10 protein-coding genes are annotated in these 9,821 nt (G+C 64.7%); 4 read left to right on the top strand and 6 right to left on the bottom strand.

The annotated features are described in order from the left end of the window. Nucleotides 1-46: 46 nt before the first annotated feature. Nucleotides 47-676 (bottom strand): hypothetical protein, encoded by a 630-nt coding sequence (locus ACFXHE_RS42670; protein ID WP_379391245.1) that lies wholly within the window; start codon nucleotides 674-676, stop codon nucleotides 47-49. Nucleotides 677-772: 96 nt separating this feature from the next. Here ACFXHE_RS42670 and ACFXHE_RS42665 point away from each other — a divergent pair, with 96 nt between their 5' ends. Further along, nucleotides 773-1,126: a helix-turn-helix domain-containing protein gene (locus tag ACFXHE_RS42665; protein WP_379391243.1), complete on the top strand. Its 354-nt coding sequence runs from the start codon at nucleotides 773-775 to the stop codon at nucleotides 1,124-1,126. On the opposite strand, the gene ACFXHE_RS42660 is transcribed toward ACFXHE_RS42665, so the two are convergent. The 3 genes from ACFXHE_RS42660 to ACFXHE_RS42650 form a co-directional block, all read right to left on the bottom strand. Next, entirely contained in the window at nucleotides 1,123-2,166 is a 1,044-nt protein-coding gene (locus tag ACFXHE_RS42660) for a phosphotriesterase (protein WP_379391241.1), read from the bottom strand. The two genes, ACFXHE_RS42665 and ACFXHE_RS42660, sit on opposite strands and share 4 nt — an antisense overlap. Before the next feature lie 118 nt (nucleotides 2,167-2,284). Next, a complete protein-coding gene (locus ACFXHE_RS42655) occupies nucleotides 2,285-2,791 on the bottom strand; it encodes an SUKH-4 family immunity protein (RefSeq protein WP_379391239.1) in 507 nt (168 codons plus the stop codon). A gap of 167 nt (nucleotides 2,792-2,958) precedes the next feature. Next, nucleotides 2,959-3,723 (bottom strand): class I SAM-dependent methyltransferase, encoded by a 765-nt coding sequence (locus ACFXHE_RS42650; RefSeq protein WP_379391237.1) that lies wholly within the window; start codon nucleotides 3,721-3,723, stop codon nucleotides 2,959-2,961. Nucleotides 3,724-3,818: 95 nt separating this feature from the next. On the opposite strand from ACFXHE_RS42650, the gene ACFXHE_RS42645 reads away from it, so the two are divergent. The 3 genes from ACFXHE_RS42645 to ACFXHE_RS42635 all read left to right on the top strand — a co-directional run bounded on the left by ACFXHE_RS42645 (nucleotide 3,819) and on the right by ACFXHE_RS42635 (nucleotide 6,441). Then, a complete protein-coding gene (locus tag ACFXHE_RS42645) occupies nucleotides 3,819-4,505 on the top strand; it encodes a winged helix-turn-helix transcriptional regulator (protein ID WP_379391235.1) in 687 nt (228 codons plus the stop codon). Between the two features lie 770 nt (nucleotides 4,506-5,275). Further along, nucleotides 5,276-5,542, top strand: coding sequence for a hypothetical protein (locus ACFXHE_RS42640; RefSeq protein WP_379391233.1), 267 nt, complete (start codon nucleotides 5,276-5,278; stop codon nucleotides 5,540-5,542). Nucleotides 5,543-5,739: 197 nt separating this feature from the next. Beyond that, nucleotides 5,740-6,441: a hypothetical protein gene (locus tag ACFXHE_RS42635; RefSeq protein ID WP_379391231.1), complete on the top strand. Its 702-nt coding sequence runs from the start codon at nucleotides 5,740-5,742 to the stop codon at nucleotides 6,439-6,441. A 260-nt stretch (nucleotides 6,442-6,701) separates the two neighbouring features. On the opposite strand, the gene ACFXHE_RS42630 is transcribed toward ACFXHE_RS42635, so the two are convergent. Then, nucleotides 6,702-8,294, bottom strand: coding sequence for a purine-cytosine permease family protein (locus tag ACFXHE_RS42630; RefSeq protein WP_379391229.1), 1,593 nt, complete (start codon nucleotides 8,292-8,294; stop codon nucleotides 6,702-6,704). 171 nt (nucleotides 8,295-8,465) lie between these two features. Next, nucleotides 8,466-9,536, bottom strand: a complete 1,071-nt coding sequence (locus tag ACFXHE_RS42625) for a helix-turn-helix domain-containing protein (protein WP_379391227.1) — start codon at nucleotides 9,534-9,536, stop codon at nucleotides 8,466-8,468. Nucleotides 9,537-9,821 lie beyond the last annotated feature (285 nt).

Here is a 9,821-nt window from a genome sequence, read left to right as displayed (position 1 = left end):
ATGCGTTCCTAGACAGCTCGCACTTCACTCGGAGGTCTTCGTCATGTCAGCTCGCCACGCCGTCACCAACGTCCGTGGTCAGTACACCTAGGGCCTGGGCGAGCCGGATCGAATCCTGATCGGGGTGGCCGAATTCGAGTGCGCCCTGCAGCCACAGCATCCGGGCGTACGCGCTCGGGCCCTCCGCGCGCGCGGCCGAGGTACTCGGCGAGGAGATCGGCGCCGACGGACGCACCATCGCCGACGTCGGGGCGGACCGCGTCGATGTGGAAGCCCGCCCATTCCAGTTCGCGCAGCACCGCGCCGCGGCCACGGCCTGCGTCCGCAGCTGCGCGGCCGAGGACGCGGTCCCGCGACATCGACTGGCGGATGCGTCGACGCTCGCCGAAGGCCTCCATGACGCGTCCCGCTTCAACAAGACGATCTGCGACTCCAGGGTGGGCGTTGAGGTCGTAGAAAACGGGTCCTTACTCACCGCGGAGTATTCCAACTGGCCGCTCGAACCGCCGATCGACGCAGCGATCAAGGAATTCGTGATCGCCGTCACCGCGAGGCGGCTCACGAGCGCTTCGGCGCCACCGGTGTCCCGGTGCGAATCGACTTCTCCCATTCCGCACCAGCCGACACCCGATATCTCGTTGATGCGCTCGGAACCGCCAATATCCACTTCGATCAAGGACGAGACGCGATCGTCTTCCTGGTCGCTTCGGCGGCTGAGCCGGTCGCGAATGATGCTGGCCTACAGCATATTCTACGTTCCTATGCTCGGCAGTTGCTCGAATTGATCAGCCTGGAGCCCACCTGGCTGGACAGGTTTCGCGAAATCCTCAACTCGGCCGTGCTGGCGGGCGGCGTCGGCGGCGTGACGTTGTCCGAGGTAGCGGAGAGACTGGGGCTCGGTGACCGCACTCTGCAGCGGCGCTTGGCCGAGCATGAAACAACGTGGCGCGCCGAGCTCGACATGATCTTGCGCGACAGGGTTATCATCCTGGTCCAGGATCGATCGGTATCAGTGGAGTCGATCGCAAGTCAGCTCGGGTACCGCGATAGCAGCTTGCTGCACAAGGCATTCCGCCGATGGACGGGGCAGTCCCTTGCCGAGTTCCGCCGAGGTCTCACGAACTAGGAAGGATTGTGGCCCGCGAGCATTCGGGCGGGATTGTCTCGCAGCAGTCTGCTGATCAGCGCGGGCTCGGTTCCGTGTTCGGCGAGCAGTTCTGTGAAGACTGTCGGGATGAACGCGAATCCGTTTCCGCCGTGGCGGGTCCACATTTGTTTGAGAAACACGTCGTGGCTGAGCAGGATCTGATCCGGGTGCCGCATCACGAGGTCCGCGACCGCCGCTGCGGTGACATCGGGGTCGGGGCAGCGACCTTCGCGGGGGAAGTTGATGTCCATGCCGATCATGTCGAATTCGAGCCAGACTCCTCGTTCGGCGACGCTGTGCTGGTAGGCGGGGTCGGTCGCCGACGGATCCATATGGGCCAGCACTACTCGTCGTGGCGATACCCCGACCTGGTCGATCACGATGTCGAGCACTTCGTGTGCGCGTCGCTGCCACCCGGGGAGGTGGATCATGAGGGCCCGGGTGGGATGGTCGAGTTGCGCGAGTGCGGCGGCGCGGAGTGAAGCGCCTTCGGCCTGTGTGAATGTGGGCGAGACGCCGATTTCGCCGATGATGCCGGGTTTCACATGGTCGGGTCCTACACCGTGGGCCAGCTCGTCGGCGATGGCCGTGGCCAATGCATCGACTGTGGTGGTTGTGATGCGCTGTTGCTCGATTTTCTCGAGGTAGGTCCCGCAACCCATGACGATATTGAGGCCCGTTCGCCGCGCGGTTTCCACGAGGGCTTCGGGGTTGCGTCCGATGGCTGCACTACAGGTGGCGTCGACGATGGTTCTCCCGCCGACCTCGGCGAACCCGGTGATCTCGTCGATGACCTCGGCGATGGATTTGGTGGTCAGGTTGTCGAGGCAGGCGTACGGGTCGTGGCGCAGCGCCCACGCGAGGGAGGCATCGACAGTGCTCGTGGTGAGGAATTCGGTGAACGTGTGGTTCGGTTGATCGCGGGCTGCGGACAGGTCGTTGAACAAGTGCTCGTGTGGCAGCACGATTCCGAGTTCACTCACCGGCACCGGACCGAGGACGGTCTGCACAGCGGTCACCGTGCTGCTCCTGTACGGTGACCGGCGCCACGCGTAGGAATCGCTGCGATGGCCGCGGCAGCGAGCGCGAGCACGGTCCCGGCCACCCGCGCCGATCCGGAAGCGACAGGATCTTGGTTCACATCATTGGATAGGATTCGAGGAAAGTTGCCCAGAACCTCGTGCATGGATCGAAAGGTGTTGTGTCCCAACGGTTCATTCCCTCTTGAATGATCTCCTCGATTTCGGCCCAGTCGTAGGGTGTCGGGTCTTCGTCGGGGTCGGGTCGTTCGATTTCGACCTTGTATACCAGGTATGCCAGCGACGACAGGTCGAGGTGGATCAACTCGAGTTCCACCTCCGAGTCCGGGTCGGACACCCAGATGGTGCCATCCGTGGGACGGACGTAGAGCGGGCTGTGGAACAGCAGACCCAACGGCTGCAGTTGTCCCGCCGAGGTGAATGTCGGCGTCGAGTCGATGTCGTCGATGAAGGCCAGGTCGGGGCTGGCGGGATCACGATCGGACACCTCGGCCGATATCCGAAACAGCCCGCGCGAGTGGGGGATTCCGCATGTCACCGCGAACGCCACCGCGTCTGGCGTCGTCCAGATCCGTTCCGCGAAGTCGGCTCGGAATCTGAGCATCTCACCCGGCGGTAGGCTCGTGCGAACCTCGTGCCAGTCGACTCCTGCGAGCATTCGTCATGTCCTCCCATCGGATCGGTTCACCTGAGTAGTTCGCCGTTGTATCAGACATCAAGTGACACTCACGAGTCGAATCCGAATCCATGGTCCGAAATCTGTTGGTGTCGTTAGGGTTTCACCGCGTGCAGGATCTGCATTCCGCACGGGCTGTTGTCATCGTGATGGACATCGAGACCGGCCGCTCGGCATTTCTCGGTCAGCCATTGGTAAGACAGCCGGAGTTTGGGGTAGCTGCCATTCATGAGATTCCAGCCGCAGCCGTCCCAGGTGTGTAGCAAATCATGGACCAAGACCGTGTCCTCGTCGACATAGTCGAGGAAGCAGGTGAGAATCCGATCGGCAGTGCCGCGTACGGGGATGAAGCGGTTCGAGGCGGGTAGTTCGACGGTCTGGTCACGATAGGTCACGACGAAGCTTCCGCCCGTTTGCAGCGCTTCGGCGACATCCGCGATCAGTCCCACCACATCCGCACGCCCAGGCAAATGCGGCAAGGTATCGCCCATACACACCACAGCGGCAAGCGAGCCGGCCGTGGCGAGATCCGGCAGAACGCCACGAAGATCCCGGTGGGTGGGCTGGACCACTGATTCGTACCCCAGACGCTTTGCGTTCTCGGTCAGTTCGTCGAGCAGTGCGGCACTGGTGTCGACCGCGGTTATCGATTCATAGCCGAGATGAGCCAGCGCCAACGCCTGGGCACCGGAACCACAGCCGAGGTCGACGGCACTGGCGCGATCGCTGGGACGAGCAGCCAGACCCAGACGACGGAACAGATCGGCTTGGGTGTTCGCGACGCTGTCGATGTCTCCGCCGAGCATCCATGTGTAGTGCTCGGCGAGCAGGCGGTCGTAGTGGTCGTCTACTGCGGTCATCGGCTGGCACATCCTTCGCGAATCTGGTGGGCAGCGCCAGTTTGCCGCTGCAATACTGTGGTTCGGCGGTACAAGAACTGGACTGGGGTGGGTGCGTGGGGCGAGGAATCGAGTACTGCCCGGTGTCGGCCGGTGTCGAGGTGGTCGGCGACCGATGGACACTGCTATTGGTGCGTGAGTTGCTGATCGGGTCGCGGCGGTTCAATGACCTTCATCGCGGCTTGCCGGGGATCAGCCGGACCCTGCTGTCTGGGCGGTTACGGCGATTGCAGGTCGCCGGCCTCGTCGTTCGGACGCTCGACGCCGAGGGGCGACCGGAGTACCGGCTTACGCCGGCCGGGGCCGCGCTGGAGCCCTTGGTGTGGCAACTGGGGGATTGGGCGCGTCGCTGGTATTTCGGCGACCCCGAGGAAGAGCAGCTCGACAGCGCGTGGGTGCTCTGGCGGCTGCGGCAGTTCGTGCGTCAGGACTGCCTGCCCGCGCGGCGGGTGGTTGTCGAGTTCGTTCTCCACGGTGCGATCGACGAGCATGCGTGGCTTGTGCTCGCGCCCGGAGAGACCAGCGCGTGCAGTCGACACCCGGGATATGACATCGACGTCTGGGTTGATGCCGACCTGGCTGAATTGCACCGGTTGGTGGCTGGGACTTCCACCATCGACGCCGCCATTCGCTCCCGCAGGGTGAGCGTCGACGGGGAACCGACCCTCGTGGCAGGTTTTTCCGACTGGTTCGCCTGGCGCACACCTACGATGCTCGGGGTCGATCGATCGGGGGCGAAATAACAGCCCGCCCCACTGTTCGGCTGCGAATGACGCTACCCGCCAGGTCATTTCGCTATACCCGGCTCATTTTCCGGCAACTGCCGCATCGTCATCGAGGGCCCGCAATCTCTCGGATCTGCCTTGGCGATCTGCTCCGGCAGGCGGTCGCTCCCTTCACTCCGCAACTGGTGGGGACGCATTCCTCGCTGTTCTCGACGTGACATTCCGGGGGCGGAGGTGGCCGTGCTCGATATCGACCTGCCGGGCCGGTCCGGGCTGGAGGCCAGGGCAACCCCGACACACCCCTGAACGAAAATGGTGGCCTGCTCGCCGGCCCCACTTTCGCCGAATGGGTCTCGGCCACCTACTCGTCCTGCATCGCCTGATCGGAACCGATCATCACCGAACCACGCGCGAACGCCCCGGCAGTGCGTGGCGCAGCAATTCTGTTGCCTACCCGCACTATTCAGTCGCGATGGCAGATTCCTTGCCGCGGGTGGGAATAGTCCACACTGGGAGGCGCCCGGCCTTGTATCACTTGGCACAGTTCTGTGGATCCGCAATGGCTGGGGCAATGACGTCGGGGCAGGGCCAACACTCGATCCTGATGTCGCACAACCTTGTTCGCTCATTTCATTCGGAAGAGGTTAGTGGTGCCCGATACCGGATCGGCCGGCCCGGTCAATCTGTCCAGCTTCTTGTCCTTCGTCGGTTCGGCGGTAGGGCTCGGAAGCTCACTGCTGAGTTTCGTTCTCTGATATGACGCAACCCACCGGCCGGCAACAGGGCGAATGGCTGCCCGTTCTGCACCGCGCCGATGTCCCGTTGTCGCTGGTCTCGCCGCCGCGGCGATCCTGCTCGACGATTTCCACGAGCAGGCCGCCGCACAGGTGTGTGCGGATCGGCTGATCGTCGGCCTGGTCAACCCGGACCATCTCTTCGTCGCGGCCGCGGACTCCGGCCAGGTCGACGGGATCAGGCAAGCCGTCCTCACGTCAGCGCCGAACGCCCAGCATGCGTCCGCCACGACTCACGCCCGGGCGCGGCGAGCCGTGTGATTTTCACGCGCACCCGGATACGGCAATTCAATTCCCATCGCACTCGCGGAATTACGGGTCCGAACAGTCGAATGCCGATAGCTATTTCGTGCTGCGCTGATGACGAACGTGCTGCCGGGGACCTACTCGGTCCACAACCTGCCCGCCTTTTGGCTGTACGTCTCGCGAGCCACAGTTCGCAAGGAAGGAACCCTGTGATGAATACCTTGAACAAGTTCACCGCCACCGCCGCCCTCGCCATCGCCGCGCTGGCTGTCACCACCGGCACCGCCTCCGCCGACGCTCCCGCGCAGAAGCCGGGCAGCACCATCGGCACCGACGTGGTCCCGGGCATCCACTACACCGCCAACGTCGTGGACCACTCCGTCGTGCTGCGTACCGACGCCGGCCGAATCAATGTGCGCGGCAACCAGTTCGAGGTCCTCGACGCTACCGGCAATCTGGTTGTCGGCATGCCGCTGACCTACCGGCTCGACCAGAAGGATTGGCCGATCGCCGCGCAGGTCGACACCGACGGCCGGACCGTCACCCTGACCCCGTCCACCAACCCCGCCGAGGCCATCGCGGCCACAGCCACGCCCGAGGCGAAGCCGATCCACTCCCAGGACGACTTCAACGACGCGGTTGGCGTGGCGGCCAACCAGATCGGCATGGCCACCGCCATCGGCGCCATGGTCGGCGCGGCCATCGGACTCGTCGGTGGCTGCGTCGCCGGTGCCATTGTCGGCACCGAACTGATGCCACCCGCGTTTCTGATCGGCGCGCCCGGGGGCTGCATCGCCGGAGCCGGCGTCGGCGCCGGACTCGGCACCGCCATCGGCACCATCGCGATCGGTGCGCCGGTGACCGTGGTCAGCCTCGTCCAATTGGCCAGCACCCTCAACAACGCCGAGAAGTGATCTCGTATCCCCGGGTATCCCGCCCAGCGGGAGACCCGGGGACCGGACATCGATCCTGTTCAGCTCGAACGGAATTCCCCGCGACACGGACCTACGCCGACGAAAGAATCCGGCCAGGACCAACCCCGGCACGCCGGCCGCCACCGCATCCTCCGTCACCACCGCGCGCTGGCCCTGGGAGCGCTGGGCCGAGCCGTAGGCATCGTCCTGAGTACCCGCCGCAGCGACTGACCCGTACCCGCCCGTGGTGTATCGGCAGTTCAGGCTCCGGCCGATTCGCGCTGTTCGTGAACTGGTACGCGGGCCGTCGAAGGAAGCGGTGAATTGTGCTGCGACGGCGTTGGTTGCGGCCGGTCATCGTCTCGGGGTCCAGTTGCCAGGCGTGAACGGTTCCGGCCCGGATCGGTAACCCGGTGCGCGAGAGCGTATGTGAGGGCGGCAAGCCCGAGTGCCACGAAAAGTCCCAGGTTGCTGGTCCCGAGGCTGCCATTGCGGGCAGCCTGGGTGAACAGGTAGCCCAGCAGCGGGCCGATGTGTGGGTCCTGCGACGTGACCAGACCGAGCCCGACAGCGGTGGCCGCGATCAAACTGCCCACGCCAACTTTGTTGATCCGGCCGTAGGCCCCTGCCGAGTCGTACAGAGCAGCCTGGTCGTAGCCGTGACGGCGGCGCTGCCACAGGTCGACGAGGAAGATTCCCGTCCACGCCGCCACCGGCACACCGACAACCGACAGGAACGCCTGAAACGGTGCGAAGAAAGTGGGAGCCGCGAAAGCCACGTACCCACCCCCCAACGCGACGAGGCCGGCGTCGATCAGCACCGTGGCCCGGCGCGGAAGCCGAACGCCGATCGCCAGCAGGACCAGCCCCGAGGAGTACAGATCCATGATCGACGACGAGACAAAGGACAGAACTGCGAAGGTGAGATAGGGAATCAGGAACCAGGTCGGCAGGTGCGCGGTGAGCGCGCCGACCGGATCGGTGACCGCCTCTTCCGCGATCGCGGGATCGCCTGCGGCCAACAGGATTCCGAACATCAGCAGCAGCACGGGCGCGGCGCTGCCGCCGAAGGTGGTCCAGCCGACCACACCGCGTCGGCTCGCCGTCCGGGGGAGATATCGCGAATAGTCGGCGGCACAGTTGACCCAGCCCAAACCGAACAGGGCCGCGGCAAAACCGACGACACCGGCGAAACCGGCCCAGCTGAAGTGACCGGCCACCGAGAACGAGATCCGCGGCATCGTCAACACTAGATACACCCCGGTGAGAGCGGTGAACACGATGGTCAGCCATTTCTGCACCCGCAGGATCACGTGCAGTCCGTAGACACCGACCAGTGTCGAGCCGACGATCACCGTCAGGAAGGTGACGACCATGATCGGTTTCGGATCGATGCCGGGGTTCAGCCGCAGCACGACCGTTTTCGCGGCCAGCGTGGACAGGACGGCCCCCACAGTCTCCCATCCGACCAGCACGAGGTAGCTCAGCACGGCCGGAACCTTGTTGCCGTGATGCCCGAACGCCGCGCGGCTGGTGACCATCGTCGGGACTCCGCCCTGCTGCCCTGCCAGCGACGCCAAGCCCACCAGCACGAACGACAGCACCGTGCCGATCGCCGCGGCGATGGTCGCGGACAACCAGCCCACACCGAACGCGGCCGCGTACATGCCGAACGCCACGATGATCACATTGATATTGGGAGCGGCCCACGGCCAGAACAATCCGCGTGGAGTGCCCCGACGGTCGGCGTCGGCGACCCATTCGAGTCCCCTGCGCTCGATCTCCCACGCCGAGTGTCCGCCGTGGTCACTTGGCCGCACGGCGGACGACGCATCGGCGGGCTTCGCTTTCACTTCAAACACTCAAACAACGTACCGTTATTTGACGGCACATTGCAGGGTTTCCGGTGATTCGTCGAACGTCATCACTCGTATCCGCTTGCCCGAACCGAGGCCGGACACTGTGCGGTGCACTGTCGGCCGGTGTGTCCGAGCGCCAGTCACGTGACGGATTCCTGCCGACACTCAGGTTCGTAGCGTCACTGCCCCTTTCTGGGGTATTCGGGTCATACCCATTGAAGTCGGTTCGGATCCGAGTGAGCGGCGGAAATCCTTGGGTTGCTGGCCTGTCCAGCGTTGGAAGGAGCGGCGGAAGGCGCGGGGGTCGGTGTAGCCGATGCGGGCGGCAATGGAGCGGAAGGGCAGAGTGGTGTTGCGGATCAGGTTGGTGGCGGTTTCGTAGCGGACTGTTTCGACCTCCTCCCGCCAGCTGGTGCCCAGATCGCGCAGACGGCGTTGCAGGGTGCGGGGGCTGGTGGCCAGACGGCCGGCGACGGTTTCGAGGGAGAGGTCGCCCTGCCTCAACGCGTCGATGATGGCGGTGCGGAGGATGTCGTGGCTGTTGGGGATGGGGCGCGAGGAGGTCAGGAACAGTTCGGAGTAGTGACGCAGCATGGCGCCGAGGTGCGGATCCGATCCGGTCGGCAGGGCGCCGGCGTCGAGGAAGGTGAGCTCGGCATAGGGAGCACCGAAATCTATTCGGCTGGTGCCGAATCCGTCGATCAGGTGCGAATACCGGTGGGAAGCATTGTGACTGAATGCTACCCGGAACCGTATAAGGCGCCGGTGGGTTGCCTCGCGCACACGACGCAGAATGACCGAGAACAGGAACTCCTGCACCGGAGCCAGTATGTGCTCGGGTTGGGTGGGTACCGTATCGCGGATGCTCAGCAGTCCGCCGCTCTCGATCACCTGCCAATCGACGGTGGGGTCGGTGACGACGCCCCGCAGGTCGACCACTGCTCGAAGGCTTTGCGCCAGTGTCGATTCGCTGGTGAACAAGTAATCCCATACGTACAGCGCGCCTCGGTCGGCGGTCTCGGCAGCGAGCAGTCCCGCCCTGGGGCCGACGGCGGCGTCCATCAGTTCCCACGTACGCATGACCCACGACGTCGGGACACGGAGTAGATCGTCGCCGAGAACCGTCGGATCGATCGGAGGTGGATCGACGGCCAGTTCACCCGGTGGAACACCCGTACGCATCGCCGCATCACGGATCAGGCGCGCGGTGCGCGTGGGGATGGTGCCTTCGATCACCTTCCTGAGCCTAACCATCTGTCAAACCAATTGGTTTGTTGAGAGATCCATCTCTCCCCGGGCCCACGCATACCCCTGGCTACCTGACGAGATTCCCACCCCTGCGCCGGCCTCGCCTTCCAACCCGAGGGGAGTCAACGGGTTCACCGGAAGGCGAGGCGCTTCATGACGCCCCGTGCGAGGCCTACAGTCCCGCACAGGGTTCGGCCTCGATGGCCACCGGAACGGGAGGGTGGAGGTGTTCCGGTTGACATGCGCTGCGCCATCGCGACCTCTCGGTTCGCG

Source organism: Nocardia sp. NPDC059229 (assembly GCF_042754165.1).
GTDB lineage: Bacteria > Actinomycetota > Actinomycetes > Mycobacteriales > Mycobacteriaceae > Nocardia.
This window is presented reverse-complemented; position numbering and strand designations above follow the sequence as displayed.